The organism is Cryobacterium glucosi, assembly GCF_004402235.1.
In the GTDB taxonomy this organism is placed as follows: domain Bacteria; phylum Actinomycetota; class Actinomycetes; order Actinomycetales; family Microbacteriaceae; genus Cryobacterium; species Cryobacterium glucosi.
The window spans coordinates 1-13,423 of sequence record NZ_SOFS01000009.1; the positions used below are offsets into that span (position 1 = coordinate 1).

A 13,423-nucleotide genomic window follows, 5' to 3' on the forward strand; every position below is an offset into this window, starting at 1 on the left:
CGCCGCGTCCCGCTCCGCATCCGTGCCCGTCGCCACCGCGGGGGATGCCGCGGCCGGGTCCCGCGCGACGGCGCCCGCCGGAACGGCACCCGGGCTCGCCCGGGCCGGCGGGGCCACCCTCGTCACTGTCGAGGGCGGACTCGCCCGCCTCATCGACGCGCTCGCCGCGCGGGCGGCGAGCGACGACATCCGCCTCGGCACGGCCGCCACGAGTCTGGCCCGCGAGGGTGCCGGCTACCACGTGGGTCTCTCCGACGGGACGAGTGTCGAGGCCGACGCCGTCGTGATCGCCACCCCCGCGTTTGTCGCCGCCGGACTGCTCCTGGCCGAGAGCCCCGTGCTCGGGGCCGCGCTCGCCGGGATCCCCTACACGGACGTCGCGACGATCTGCCTCGCCTACCCGCGCTCCGCGCTCGGTCGCCCGCTCGGCGGCAACGGGTTCCTGGTTCCGCCGGTCGAGGGCAAACTCGTGGTCGGCTGCACGTTCTCGAGCGAGAAATGGCCGCACCTCGCCGATGAGGAGACCGTCATCATCCGCTGCATGGTCGGGCGCGCCGGGGACACCCGCTGGGCCGGCCTCGACGACACGACCCTCGTCGCGCAGGTGCACGCCGAACTCGTCGAGGCGCTCGGGCTGACCGGGAGACCCACCAGCCACCACATCGAGCGCTGGCCGCTCGGGATGCCGCAATACGTCGTCGGGCACCAGGGCCGGCTCGACACCGCCGACCGGGAGCTCGCCGCACTGCCCGGGGTGCACCTGACCGGATCGGGCTATCGCGGAGTCGGCCTCGCGAGTTGCGTCGCCGACGCCGAGCGGGTCGCCACCCGGATCGCCGAAAGCATCGCCGCCGGCGCCATCGCCGCGGCGCAGGCACCGAGCGAGGTCGGCGCATGAGCATCGTCGACGAGACCAGGAGCCACGTGCTCGGCCACCCCGCCGTGCTGCCGACGCTGCCCGCCGCCCGGCGCGGCCCCGGCCCCGACTACTCGAAGCGCCCGATGCTCGTGTTCTGGGAGACGACCCGGGCGTGCGCCCTCGCCTGCAAGCACTGCCGCGCGAGCGCGACGATGCAGGCGCTGCCCGGCGAACTCACGACGGCCCAGGGCAAGGACCTGATCGACCAGATCGCCGGTTTCGGCCGGCCGTACCCGATCCTCGTGCTCACCGGCGGCGACTGCCTGATGCGCCCCGACCTGTTCGAGCTCGTCGAGTACGCCACCGGTCTCGGACTGCCGACGGCCCTCTCACCCTCGGTCACGCCCACCCTCACCGCCGCGATGATCGAGAAGATCGTCGCGAGCGGGGTGAAGGCCGTATCGATCAGCCTCGACGGTGCGAGCGCGCCGACCCACGAGGGCGTGCGCGGCATCCCCGGCCACTTCGAGGACACCGTCAACGCCATCCGCGCCCTCGCTTCGGCCGGGCTCAGCGTGCAGGTGAACACGACGGTGATGCGCGCGAACGTCGACGAACTGGCGGATGTCGCGGCCCTCATCTCGAACGCGGGCGCGGCCATCTGGGAGGTCTTCTTCCTGGTCCAGGTCGGACGCGGCGTCTCGACGGAGGCTGTCACGCCCGAGGAACACGAAGAGATCTGCCACTTCCTCTTCGATGCTTCCCAACACGGTTTCATCGTCCGCACGGTCGAGGCCCCGTTCTTCCGCCGGGTCGTCGCCCGGCGCCGCGCGGGAGACCCGGCGCCGGAGACCGCGCTATACCAACGGCTGGCCGGCCGGCTCGAGTCCCTGATGGGGCCGCCGATCGGACTGCCCCGCGCGCAGACGGCGTCGACCCGCGACGGCAAGGGCATCGTCTTCGTCGCCTACGACGGCGACGTCTACCCGGCCGGTTTCCTGCCGCTCGGCCTCGGCAATGTCGAAACGACCCCGCTCGCCGAGATCTATCGCGACAACCCGCTGCTCAAGCAGATCCGCGCGACCGAATTCTCCGGACGCTGTGGGAGCTGCGAATACGCCGACCTCTGTGGCGGCTCGCGGGCGCGCGCCTTCGCCTCGAGCGGAGATCCCCTCGGCGAAGACCCGGCCTGCCCGTACCAGCCGGGCGCGGATGCTGCGGCCGGCCTGACGGCATGAGCGAGCCGGGGGAGGAGACCCAGCCTGACCGCGCGTACGACGCCGTGCTCCTGCTCGGCTTCGGCGGCCCAGAGGGGCAGGACGACGTCATCCCCTTCCTCCGCAACGTCACCCGTGGTCGCGGCATCCCCGAGGAACGGCTCGAGACCGTCGCGACCCACTATCGGGCCTTCGGGGGAGTGAGCCCGGTCAACGGGCAGAACCGGGCCCTGCGGGCCGCCCTCGAGGCGGAGTTCACCGACCGGGGTGAGCCGCTGCCGGTGTACTGGGGCAACCGCAACTGGACGCCCCTGCTCGCGGACACCGTGCGGGCGGCATCCGCTGCCGGTCATACCCGGCTCCTCGCGATCACGACGAGCGCGTACAGCTCATACTCGAGCTGCCGCCAGTACCGTGAGGACATCGCCGGGGCCCTGACCGCGACGGGGCTCGACACCACCGTGCACATCAACGCGGTGCGCCCGTACTTCGACGAGTCCGGCTTCGTCCTGCCCTTCGTCGAGGGCGCGCGTGCCGCTCTCGCACGCCTCGCGGCGCGGGGCGTGCCGGTCGATCGCACCCAGGTGCTCTTCACGACGCACTCGATCCCGACAGCGGATGCCGACCGCAGCGGTCCGCGCGACGCCGGCTGGGGCACGGGTGGGGCCTACCTCGCCCAGCACCGGGCCGTCGCGGTCGCCGTGATGGCCGCCCTCGCCGAACCGGGCGCTGCCGCCCCCGATGCACCCCAGCCGGCCTGGTCGCTCGCGTTCCAGTCCCGCTCGGGCCCGCCGGCGATGCCGTGGCTCGAACCCGACGTCAACGACGCGCTCCGAGCGCTCGCCGCCGACGGGACCGAGGCAGTCGTGATCGTGCCGATCGGCTTCATCTCCGACCACATGGAGGTGCTCTGGGACCTCGACACCGAGGCCGCCGCCACCGCAGCCAGCCTCGGACTGGCGATGGAACGCGTCGCAACCCCCGGCATCCACCCCGCCTTCGTCGCGGCCCTCGCCACCCTCGCCCTCGCGCGCCAGCACGGCCCCGTACTGCCCGGCTGCCCCGGCGGATGCTGCGAGAAGGGGGCCGGCCGTCCCGCACGCTAGTCCTGCCCGGCCCCGCACTGAACACCTGGGACGGGCGGGGCCGGGGACACTTGTAGTCTGGTTGCGATATTTCCCCCGGGCGAAGGCGCAGGCACGATGAACCAGATCGAGACGGATGCCGGGGCGCTGCCCCCGATCGAAGCCGAGCTGCAGCGGGTGGTCCGGCCCCGCGCCCGGGTCATCATCGACAACGACTTCTCCGGGGATCCGGACGGCCTCGTCCAGCTCGCGGACCACGTGCTGTCGCCGTCGGTCGAGATCCGGGCGATCATCGGTTCGCACCTGCGCCCCGGCGACCCGTTCGATCCCTCGGAGCAGACCGCGACGAACGCAGCCGCCGCCGCCGCCGAAAAGGTCCTCGACCTGCTCGGGCGCACCGGGAGCATCCCGGTCATCGCCGGGTCGAACGTCGGGCTCAGCGACCGGACCACGGCCATCCGCTCTGACGCAACCGACCTGATCATCCGGGAGGTGCTCCGCGACAACACCGAGCTTCCGCTCTTCGTCGCGTGCGGCGCCGGGCTCACCGAGATCGCGAGCGCCTACCTGCTCGAGCCGCGGATCGCCGACCGGCTGACCCTGGTCTGGATCGGGGGACCCGAACACGACGGGATCGCGGCCGCGCCGCCGGGGACGAGCGGCGCGGAATACAACCTCGCCATCGACATCCGTGCGGCCCAGGTGATCTTCGACTCCCGGATTCCGCTCTGGCAGGTGCCGCGGGACGCCTACCGGCAGACGCTGTTCTCCTGGGCCGAGCTGCTCACCTCGGTACGGCCCTGCGGTGCGATCGGCCGGCACCTCTACGCGGCGCTCGCCGGGGTCGCGGACACGGCCGGGCGGCACGGGATCAACCTCGGTGAGACGTACATCCTCGGTGACAGCCCGCTCGTGCTCCTGACCGCGCTGCACTCGAGTTTCGAGCCTGACCCGTCCTCGAGCGCGTGGGTCACCTGCACCGCCCCACGGATCCTCACGGACGGCAGCTACGATCCCACGCCGCGGCAGGGTCCGCGCCAGATCCGGGTCTACACCCGGCTTGACCTGCGCCTGCTCTTCGCCGACTTCACCGCCAAGCTCGCTGCCCACGCCGCCGCTAGAGAGTGACCTTTCCGGTCGAGAGTGCCAGGCATACCGGTGACTCTCGACCGGAAAAGGCCGGGGAGAGTTCTAGAAGTCGATCGTGAAGAGGGGGCGTAGGTAGCGCCGGAGCTCCTCAGCCATGTCGAGGGTGTCCGGGGCGAGCAGCCACTGCACCTGCAGGCCGTCGCTGAGCGCGATGAGTGACCGCGCGGCGCTCGCCGGCTCGACTCCATCGACCAGCTGGCCCGCCGCCTGGACATTGGTGAACGCGTCGACCATCAGGCCGACGACCCAGGTATACCGGTCGAGGAAGTACTGATGGGCCGGGTGTTCTGGCGCCGTCGCCTCGGCGGAGAGCACACAGTGCAGTTCCACAAGACCCGGGGCGAATTCGGCGTTGTACTCCGCCACGCGCACGATGCCGCGAATCGTCTCGATGTCGGGCGTGCCATCGATGGGGACGAGCGCCACGGAGCGCTCGTCGCGCAGTGCGAGCACGCCCGCGAGCAGTTCGTTCTTGTTCGAGAAGTGGTGCAGCAGGCCGGCCTGGCTCATTCCGACCCGCTCGGCGATCTCCCGCAGCGAACCGTTGCGAAAACCGTGGTTGGCGAACACCTCGATGCCGGCCTCGAGGATTTCCCGACGTCGGCCTGCCGTTTTGGCGTAGCTCCCACGCGACTTCCCCGTCATAGTCATGCGCTGACTCTAGCGCGGGAAAAAACGATTTGATGAAAACCTAGTAGTTAATCGCTTTTCCTGTTAGCTTTTCAGCCAGGCGACCCAAAGAGGGGTCACCCACTGAAAGGGAACACCGATGTTCCGATGGAAAAGCCTCACGGCGGCCGCAGCAGTTCTTGCTCTCGGCCTGACGGGTTGCTCGGCAACCAGCACCACGACCACCTCCGGCGCCCCGACCACACTCACCCTCGGCGTGATCGTTCCAGCTACCACCTTCTCGGCCGCGGATATCGCATTCGCCAATGAGGCCCCTACGGCCAGGCGGTCTACGACACCCTCCTCAAGGCGGATCCAACCGGCGAGGTCGGACCCGACCTGGCCACCAAGTGGGAGTACAACGACACCAAGACGGTGCTCACCCTGACCCTTCGCGACGACGTCACCTTCACCGACGGCACCAAGTTCAACCCGGATGCCGCGGCCCAGAACCTGATCCGCTTCCGTGACGGCGCCTCGCCGAACAAATCCTTCCTCGCGTCACTCGCCGACGCGAACGCCGTCGACGACACCCATGTCGCCCTCACCCTCACCCAGGCCGACCCGGCCCTGCTGCACTACCTGACCCAGAACGCCGGTATGCAGGAGAGCCCCAAGGCCTTCGGCAACGCCGACCTCAAGACCAACCCGGTCGGCAGCGGCCCGTACATCCTCGACACCACCAAGACCGTCGTCGGTACGAACTACGAGTTCACCAAGAACCCGAAGTACTGGGACCCGAGCTCCGTGCACTACGACAACCTCTCCATCAAGGTGCTCGCCGATGTCACCGCGATGCTGAACGCCGTCAAGGGCGGCCAGCTCAACGGCGCCAAGCTCACCGTCAACACCAACAACGCCGAGGTCGAAGCGGCCGGCTACATGTACCCGGCCATGACGTTGGTGACACTTTCGGGCTTGTGAAGAGGGAGGACCTCCGGGCTTAGTGGAGGTATCTGAAATCTTCACAAGTCACGGAGGTCCTCATGGGTCACATTAACGCGCGTTTGACGATTCATGGAAAAGTTCTGCTCATCGAGCGGCTAACTGTGGAGAACCGGCCCGTCGCTCACGTCGCGAAAGAGCTCGGCATCTCCCGTCAATGCGCCCACCGCTGGCTGGCCCGCTACCGGGCCCAGGGTCCTGCGGGACTTCTCGAACGGTCCTCCCAACCCCGGTCCTCTCCTCGAAAGACGAGCCCGGAACGGGAAGAGCTCGTGCTGAAATCACGTCGTGATCTCAAGTCCGGGCCGATGCGCATCGCGATAGCGACCGGAGTGCCGGCCCGGACGGTGTCTCGGATACTGGCCCGACACCACGTTCCCCCGCTCGCCTGCTGCGATCCCCTCACCGGGGAGCCCATTCGTGCGACCCGCGCCACCACCAACCGGTATGAGCGCAAGCGACCCGGCGAGCTCGTCCACATCGACGTGAAGAAACTGGGCCGGATTCCCGACGGCGGCGGCTGGAAGGCCCACGGTCGCAGCGAACAGGTCCGTGGCCGCGGCATCGGATTCGACTACGTCCACGCCGTGATCGACGACCACACCCGCCTCGCCTATGTCGAGATCCACCCCGACGAAAAAGGCGTCACGGCCGCCGGCGTCCTCACCCGGGCGGCCGCGTTCTTCGCCGCGAACGGCATCCCAAAGATCGAACGCGTCCTCTCCGACAACGCCTTCGCCTACCGGAAATCCGTCGCGTTCCAGCAGGCCGTCGCAAACATCGGCGCGGAGCAACGCTTCATCAAACCGCACTGCCCCTGGACCAACGGCAAAGTCGAACGCCTCAACCGAACCCTCGCAACTGAATGGGCCTACAGCCAAGTCTTCACCAGCAACGCCGAACGCGCAGCAGCGCTTGCACCCTGGCTCAACTACTACAACACTGAACGCATCCACTCCGGCATCGGAACAACCCCCATCAGCCGAGTGTCACCAACGTCATGACTCAGTACACGCTACACGCTGAACCCGTTCGAGCTGGACTGGACCGGTCTCATCCTGCTCGACCGCGACGGTTCGATGAACCCGGCCTTCAAGGACGTCCGGATCCGCCAGGCGCTCAACTACGCGATCGACACCAAGGCCATGCTGACCGCGGTCGGTGAAGGCCTCGGCACCCCGACCACGCAGATCAGGTGAAGCGCGGGCTCCAGGTGCGCGGGCCGCCGCCGTTGCCAGTGAAGCGGTCCGTCGCCCGGGCGAAGCGCAGGGGCCGCACGCCGAGTTCGCCGTGCTCGAGCACCTCGGCGTGGCGCAGGGTGATCGTGTGCCCCGCCGGCGCGTCGACCGTGATCGACAGCCAGCCGACGAGGTTCTGCCCGAAGTCGACGAGGGTCGCTCCGGACGGGCTCGTGAAGATGCGCCCGGCGGCCCGGGTCTCGATCCGGCGCACCGGGGGAGCGAAGGAGGGGAAGACGCGCGCGGGGTCCGCCGCGTCCTCCGGCAGCACGATGACGGCGAGCGGATGCGGGAACGACGTCCCCGGAACCGCGAGCGCGTCGTCCTCCGCCCGGGCGTCGTAGTTCTCGCCCCGGTAGATCCCTGCGCTCGTGACCGGGCCGTCCGTCGTCGCGGTCCATGACGTATCCGTCGCCACGGTGTCGATGCGCCCGTCGGCATATTCCAGCCGGAGCTGGAGGGCGAGCGCCTTCGGTCCGGGATAGCTCTGCGCGAAGTTGCCGTCGAAGCCGAAACGTTCGCCGTACCAGCCGTCTGCGACGGTCGCTCCGACCACATTGGGGCCGCCCGCGTGCACGAGATCGGTGACGTCGAAGGTCTGGCAGGCCAGCCGGTCCGCGTAGCTCGTCCAGCCGGGCGTGAGGACCTCGTCGCCGACGATGCGCCCGTTCAGCACGGCCTCGTAGACGCCGTGCGCCGTCGCGGAGAGGGTCGCGCGGATGAGGCCGTCCCGGCTCTCGAAGTCGGTGCGGAACCGCACGGTGCCGCGGTCGGCGGAATCGAGGTCTGCTGCAGTGGCGGGGCCAGTGGATTCGGCAGCGTCGGAGGCGTGGCCGGCTGCTGTGGCTGCGCCGCCAGCGGGCCCCGCCGCGATGAAGGAGCCGACCCAGTCGGCGGCACCCAGGGGACCCGTCTCGACCGAGAGCCACGGGGAGAAGTCGCTCGTCAGGCCATCAGCGCCCGCGACCCGCACCCGCACCTCGCCGCTCGAATACGCGGGCAGCGGGTCTGCCGGCCACGCCCGGTGCTGCGACTCCCCGGAGGCCACCCGGGCACTCAGCACGCGGGAGCCGACCCGGGTTTCGAGTTCGTAGGACTCCTGCAGCCATCCCGGGGAATCCGTCTCGACCTGCCAGGAGAGCGCCGGGCTGCCCGTGGCGAGGAACCGCGGCCGGCCACGCCCCTCAGTGCGCAGGGAAGAGATCGAGGGTACGGTCCGCAAGTTGTCTGGCATGGTCTCTCCGTTGAGAAGGGCGAGCTGAGTCGAGCATTGGTAAAACCTTATATGTGTTCGGTATTTGGGGCCAGCCGGTGCGCTCGTCCGAGTGCCGGGCGGGAATGGCCCCTGAAGACGGTGCCGGAGGAGGGCCGGAGAGGCTTGACAGAACCCGCCGAGGTCCATAGGTTCATTAGTGTAGTAATGAACCAAAGGGGTACAGGTGTTTTCCGAAAGCAGTCCGATCTTCCAGCAACTCGCTGCGCAGATCGCCAACGACATCGTGGCCGGCACGTACCCGGAGGGCACGGCCGTTCCGTCGGCGAGTGAATACGCGATTTTCTACCAGATGAATCCGGCGACGGCGGGCAAGGCCGTGAACGTGCTCGTCGAGCAGGGTGTGTTGTTCAAGAAGCGGGGGGTCGGCATGTTCGTGTCCGAAGGTGCCCGCGAGCTGCTCAGCGCCCAGCGGCACGCGGCGTTCCGCGCGCTGTTCGTCGAGCCCCTCGTCCGCGAGGCGCACGTGCTCGGCATCGAGACCGAAGAGCTCGCCCGGATGATCGCTGCCGAGACCGAATCCCAGTCCCAGAACCAGGATCCGTCCCAGTCCCAGACCCCCCATCGAAACCCGACGATCGAGAAAGAAGCTCTCTCATGACCGCAGCCATCGACATCCGCGCCGTGACCCGCACCTACGGCCACGCCACGGCTCTCGACGACGTCAGTTTCCGAGTGCCGGAAGGCTCGATATGCGGGCTCTTCGGTAGCAACGGCGCAGGGAAGACCACCGTGATGTCGATCATCGCCGGCCACGACCGGCCGTCTTCCGGTGAGGCCCTTGTGCTCGGCGACACTCCGTTCGAGCACGAGCCCACCGTCTCGCGGATCAGCTTCATCCGCGACAACCAGCGCTACCCCGACAACTACCAGCTCAAGCACGTGCTGCGGATCGCCCCCGAATTCGCACCCGACTGGAGCGCCGAGGTCGCCGCTGAGCTCGTCGAGGGCTTCCGGATCCCGGCGAAGACGCCGATCAAGAAGTTCTCCCGTGGCCAGATGTCTGCCGTCGCGATCGTGCTCGGCCTCGCCTCCCGGGCCCCCGTCACCCTCTTCGACGAGCCGTACCTCGGTCTGGATGTCGGAGCGCGCACCGTCTTCTACGACGTGCTCCTGCGGGACTACGGCCGGCATCCGCGCACGATCCTGCTCTCGACGCACCTCATCGACGAGTCGGAGTCGCTCTTCGACCGGGTCGTCATTCTCAACGCGGGTCGGGTGGCCGTCGATTGCGACCGTGACGAGGCCCGCGAACTCGCGGTCGTGATCAGCGGCGCAGCGGATGCCGTCGGCCGGCTGTGCATCGGCCGCACGGTCCTGCAGACGCGCGCCATCGGCACTCTCAGTTCGGTGACCGTTACCGGCGACGCCGACGAGGCCCTCCTCGCCGACGCCCGGCGAGCGGGAGTGCAGGTCGCGCCGGCCTCGCTGCAGCAGCTCGTCGCGGCATACGGCGCGCCCGCCGGAAACGCGGAGGAGCAGACCGCCCCCCAGCCCACCCGCACCACCCAGCAGAAGGAAGCGGCAGCAGCATGAACGCCATCACATCGGTCGTCAAACTGCACCTGAACCGGCGCGTGGTCGCCCTCCTGGTGCCGCTCTTCATCGTCGCGGTCGTCGTGGTGATTTCGATCCTGATCTCGCTGCTCTTCTTGCGGGGTGGCAGCCAGCCCGGCTCCGCAGTGTGGATCAACGCCTCGCGGAGCAACACCGGCATGCTGTTCTCGCTCGCCGGGTTTCTGGTCAGCATGGGCGTCGCCTTTGCCGCGACCACGTTCCCGTTCGCACTGGCGCTCGGGGCCACCCGGCGGGCGTTCACCCTGGGGACCCTGGCCTGGAACATCCTGCAGGCCGTCTATCTCACCGTGGTGTTCGCCGTGCTTACGCTTCTCGAACTCGCCACCGGGCACTGGTTCTTCGGCTTCTACATCTTCGACATCAACATCCTCGGGGCCGGCGACCTCACGAAACTGATCCCGATCGTCTTCCTCTCGGTGCTCGCCCTGCTGAGCGTCGGAGGGGCCTTCGGCGCATCCTGGGTGCGGTTCGGGGCGCGCGGCCCGCAGGTGATCGCGGCCGTCGCTGCCATCCTGATCATCGTCGGCCTGATCGTCGTGATCCCGTCGGCATCCGTGCTGATCGCGAACTTCGCGCTCTGGTGGCTCGCCGTCGCCGGCGTCGTGCTGGTCGTGATCGCGATGGCGGGCATCTGGTTGCCGCTCCGCACCGCGACCGTGCGTTAGTTCGCCGTGATCTCGCACTGAGTCGTTATGTGTCGCACCGAGACTCCCCGCATCGCACGCAGTTGATAGCGTGCAGGTCAAGCACTACTTGGCAGGCAGGGGCACCTCCGGCCATCCACCGGAGAGATTCTGATGACGACTTCCCGCTTTGACGACATCACCCGCGAGCAACTGAGCCGGCCCGACAGCCGGAAGTGGAGCCTGCACGCCGGCACCATCGGCGCCTGGGTCGCAGAGATGGACTTCGGAACGGCCCCCGTGGTCACCGAGGCGCTGCACCGCGCGATCGATGACGGCGACCTCGGGTACCTGGCCCCCGCGACCACGCGGCGGATGGCCGAGGCCGCCTCGGAGTGGCTCCGCACGGATTGCGGCTGGGAGATCGCCCCGGAGAACATCCACCCGGTCTCCGACGTGATGGCCGCCCTCGAGGTCGCGATCACCAAGTACTCCCCGGCCGGGAGCGGCGTCATCATCCCGACGCCCGCCTACATGCCGTTCCTCTCCTTCATCCCGACACTCGGCCGAGAGGTCTTCGAGGTGCCCGGCATCGACTCGGACGGGCGCTGGACGCACGACCTCGCCGGGATCGAGGCGGCCTTCCACGCCGGCGCGCGCACCCTCATCCTCTGCAATCCGCACAACCCGACCGGGACGGCGATCTCCCGCGAGGAACTCGAGGCCATCGCGCAGATCGTCGACCGACACAACGGCCGGGTCTTCGCCGACGAGATCCACTCGCCGCTCCGCTACGGGTCCACGCCGCACGTGGCGTACGCCTCCCTCTCGACCGTGACCGCGCGGCACACGATCACTGCGACCTCAGCGTCGAAGGCCTGGAACATCCCCGGGCTCAAAGCCGCGCAGCTCATCACGTCCAACCCAGCCGACGAGGAGCTCTACCAGATCTTCGGTTTCGCGGTGCTGCACGGGGCGTCGACGCCCGGGGTCATCGCGGCCACTGCGGCCTACCGGCACGGTCGGGAGTGGCTCACCGAGGTCACCGATTACCTCGACGGCAACCGACGCGAGCTCGGGCGGCTCCTGGCGGAGCACCTGCCCGAGGTCGGCTATCGCATCCCTGAGGCGACGTACATCGCCTGGCTCGACTGTCGGCGGCTCGGTATCGAGGGGTCGCTCGCCGACTTCTTCCGCACAGAGGCGGGTGTTGCGGTGACCGACGGAGCGCAGTGCGGGAAGGGATATGACGGGTACGTCCGGCTGATCTTCGCCATGCCCCGGCCGATCCTCGAGCAGGCCGTGTTGCAGATGCGGGATGCCGTCCTGCGGCATACCGCGCAGCGCCAGAACGTGCACAGCAACAACGTACGGACAGGAACACCGTGACCCACCAGGCCGACATCGAACCCACCCTCGAGGACACCGCGCCAGGGCACAGCGTCACAGGGAACACCGCCACGGGGCACACCGTCGCCGCGCCGGAGTACGACTGGGACGGCTACGCCTTCGACACCCGCCAGGTGCACGCCGGCGAGACCGAAGACCGCTCCAACGGGGCCAGGATCCAGCCGATCGCGATGACGGCCGGCTACCGTTTCGACTCCTACGACGATGCCGCCGGACGCTTCTCCGGTGAGGGAGACGGCCTGATCTACTCCCGGCAGCGCAACCCCTCGGGAACCGTCGCCGAGAAACGGATCGCCTCCCTCGAGGGCGGCACCGAGGCCATCGTCGTCTCCTCCGGCCAGGCCGCGATCACCGCCGCGCTGCTCGCGCTCGCCGGCTCCGGCGAACGGATCGTCTCGACCGCGAGCATCTACAGCGGCACCCGGGTGCTGTTCGGCCGCAGTTTCAAACGCTTCGGCGTCAGCGTCGACTACGTCTGGAACGAAGCCGACGACGATGAGTGGGACCGCCAGATCACCCCGGACACCAAGGCGATCTTCACCGAGACCATCCCGAACCCCAAGAACGACATCGTCGACATCGCCCGGGTCGCGCGGGTCGCCCGCCGGCACGGGATCCCGCTCGTCGTCGACAACACGATCGCCTCGCCCTTCCTGATCCGGCCATTCGAGCACGGCGCCGACATCGTCGTGCACTCCTCGACGAAGTTCCTGAGCGGCCACGGCGCCGCCCTGTCCGGCACCATCGTCGACGGCGGCCGCTTCGACTGGGCCGCCTCCACGCGCTCCTACCCACTGCTCACCGACCCGGTGCGCCCGGGCCGGCCTTCGATCTTCGACCAGTACGGCCCCACCGCGTATGCACGGATGACCCGCGAGGCCGTCGTGAACGACATCGGTCCCGCACTCTCCCCGTTCAACTCCTTCCTGCTGCACCAGGGCATCGAGACCCTGTCCCTCCGCATGGAACGACACCTCTCGAATTCGCTCGCGATCGCGGAATGGCTCGAGGGACATCCGCGCGTCGACAGCGTCGACTACGCCGGCCTGCCCGGGAGCCCGTACTACGAGCTCGCCGATCGGCTCTACGGCGGCCGCAGCGGCTCGGTGTTCTCGGTCACCGTGCGCGGCGGCACCGCCGGCGCCCGCCGGTTCCTCGACGGGCTCCGGGTGATCAGCCGGATGACCAACATCGGCGACGTGCGCTCGATGGCGCTGCACCCCGCGACGACGACCCACTCCTCGTTCACCCCAGAGCTCCGCGAGCGCCTCGGCATCGCGCCCGGCCTGATCCGGCTGTCCATCGGCATCGAGGACCCGACCGACCTGATCGCCGACCTCGACCGGGCCCTCTCCGCGCTCTAACGGCACGTGACTA

Annotated in this window: 13 protein-coding genes and 1 pseudogene; 12 read left to right on the forward strand and 2 right to left on the reverse strand. The window is 68.9% G+C overall.

Translation table 11 applies throughout. The features are described from left to right. The 4 genes from hemG to E3O46_RS02435 all read left to right on the forward strand — a co-directional run. Positions 1-898 (forward strand): protoporphyrinogen oxidase (gene hemG / locus E3O46_RS02420; RefSeq protein WP_134561043.1); only part of this gene is annotated, 898 nt, incomplete at its 5' end. After that, on the forward strand, positions 895-2,097 hold the full coding sequence (locus E3O46_RS02425; RefSeq protein ID WP_134447054.1) for a TIGR04053 family radical SAM/SPASM domain-containing protein: 1,203 nt from the start codon (positions 895-897) through the stop codon (positions 2,095-2,097). The genes hemG and E3O46_RS02425, both read left to right, overlap by 4 nt. After that, complete coding sequence (locus E3O46_RS02430) at positions 2,094-3,182, forward strand: ferrochelatase (protein WP_134447056.1); 1,089 nt, start codon at positions 2,094-2,096, stop codon at positions 3,180-3,182. Before E3O46_RS02425 ends, E3O46_RS02430 begins: the two co-directional genes overlap by 4 nt. Positions 3,183-3,278: 96 nt before the next feature. After that, positions 3,279-4,289, forward strand: coding sequence for a nucleoside hydrolase (locus tag E3O46_RS02435; protein ID WP_134561044.1), 1,011 nt, complete (start codon positions 3,279-3,281; stop codon positions 4,287-4,289). A gap of 63 nt (positions 4,290-4,352) precedes the next feature. Here E3O46_RS02435 and E3O46_RS02440 read toward each other — a convergent pair whose 3' ends face one another. Further along, positions 4,353-4,961, reverse strand: a complete 609-nt coding sequence (locus E3O46_RS02440; RefSeq protein ID WP_134447060.1) for a TetR/AcrR family transcriptional regulator — start codon at positions 4,959-4,961, stop codon at positions 4,353-4,355. A gap of 354 nt (positions 4,962-5,315) precedes the next feature. Here E3O46_RS02440 and E3O46_RS02445 point away from each other — a divergent pair. The 3 genes and pseudogenes from E3O46_RS02445 to E3O46_RS02455 all read left to right on the forward strand — a co-directional run. Next, a pseudogene (locus tag E3O46_RS02445) lies at positions 5,316-5,903 on the forward strand (ABC transporter substrate-binding protein); the annotation flags it as partial. A 62-nt stretch (positions 5,904-5,965) separates the two neighbouring features. Continuing rightward, complete coding sequence (locus tag E3O46_RS02450; RefSeq protein WP_134447063.1) at positions 5,966-6,928, forward strand: IS481 family transposase; 963 nt, start codon at positions 5,966-5,968, stop codon at positions 6,926-6,928. Positions 6,929-7,003: 75 nt separating this feature from the next. Next, a complete protein-coding gene (locus E3O46_RS02455) occupies positions 7,004-7,123 on the forward strand; it encodes an ABC transporter substrate-binding protein (protein WP_134447065.1) in 120 nt (39 codons plus the stop codon). Here E3O46_RS02455 and E3O46_RS02460 read toward each other — a convergent pair. Further along, positions 7,116-8,396, reverse strand: coding sequence for a family 78 glycoside hydrolase catalytic domain (locus E3O46_RS02460; protein WP_134447067.1), 1,281 nt, complete (start codon positions 8,394-8,396; stop codon positions 7,116-7,118). The two genes, E3O46_RS02455 and E3O46_RS02460, sit on opposite strands and share 8 nt — an antisense overlap. Positions 8,397-8,601: 205 nt before the next feature. On the opposite strand from E3O46_RS02460, the gene E3O46_RS02465 reads away from it, so the two are divergent. The 5 genes from E3O46_RS02465 to E3O46_RS02485 all read left to right on the forward strand — a co-directional run bounded on the left by E3O46_RS02465 (position 8,602) and on the right by E3O46_RS02485 (position 13,410). Continuing rightward, positions 8,602-9,036, forward strand: a complete 435-nt coding sequence (locus E3O46_RS02465; RefSeq protein WP_134447069.1) for a GntR family transcriptional regulator — start codon at positions 8,602-8,604, stop codon at positions 9,034-9,036. After that, positions 9,033-9,971, forward strand: coding sequence for an ABC transporter ATP-binding protein (locus E3O46_RS02470; protein WP_134447070.1), 939 nt, complete (start codon positions 9,033-9,035; stop codon positions 9,969-9,971). The genes E3O46_RS02465 and E3O46_RS02470 overlap by 4 nt, the downstream gene beginning before the upstream one ends. After that, positions 9,968-10,678 carry a hypothetical protein gene (locus E3O46_RS02475; RefSeq protein ID WP_134447072.1) on the forward strand — a complete coding sequence of 237 codons (711 nt, stop codon included), beginning with the start codon at positions 9,968-9,970 and terminating at the stop codon, positions 10,676-10,678. Before E3O46_RS02470 ends, E3O46_RS02475 begins: the two co-directional genes overlap by 4 nt. Before the next feature lie 132 nt (positions 10,679-10,810). After that, positions 10,811-12,025 carry a MalY/PatB family protein gene (locus E3O46_RS02480; RefSeq protein WP_134447074.1) on the forward strand — a complete coding sequence of 405 codons (1,215 nt, stop codon included), beginning with the start codon at positions 10,811-10,813 and terminating at the stop codon, positions 12,023-12,025. 134 nt (positions 12,026-12,159) lie between these two features. Further along, positions 12,160-13,410, forward strand: a complete 1,251-nt coding sequence (locus tag E3O46_RS02485) for an O-acetylhomoserine aminocarboxypropyltransferase/cysteine synthase family protein (RefSeq protein ID WP_241975374.1) — start codon at positions 12,160-12,162, stop codon at positions 13,408-13,410. Positions 13,411-13,423 lie beyond the last annotated feature (13 nt).